The organism is Staphylococcus ureilyticus (assembly GCF_002902235.1).
GTDB classification, from domain to species: Bacteria; Bacillota; Bacilli; order Staphylococcales; family Staphylococcaceae; genus Staphylococcus; species Staphylococcus ureilyticus.
In genome coordinates this window covers 10112-10386 of record NZ_PPRL01000186.1, presented here as the reverse complement: position 1 = coordinate 10386, position 275 = coordinate 10112, and the positions used below count along the sequence as shown (strand labels likewise).

Sequence of the window (275 nt, the reverse complement as noted above, 5' to 3'; positions counted from 1 at the left end):
GATAACATCCTTGTTAAATTGTTTATATCTGAAATAGTTCATACAGAAGACTCCTTTTTGTTAAAATTATACTATAAATTCAACTTTGCAACAGAACCCCCTTCCATGTATCATGATTTAAAAAGTGGACGTTTAACAGAAATTGATTTTCTGAATGGACAAATTGCAGATTATGGTAGTGAATTAGGTGTTCCAACTCCAATTAACGAAATGTTGAAACATATGATTCATCAATTAGAAAATAAAAATTAAATTATTTTGTGGGTTTGATTTTG

General features: G+C 28.0%; 1 protein-coding gene. It reads left to right on the top strand.

The window, feature by feature from the left end:
• Nucleotides 1-252: ketopantoate reductase family protein (locus CD150_RS13155; RefSeq protein ID WP_276307438.1), on the top strand; the 252-nt coding region annotated here is incomplete at its 5' end.
• Nucleotides 253-275: the final 23 nt, after the last annotated feature.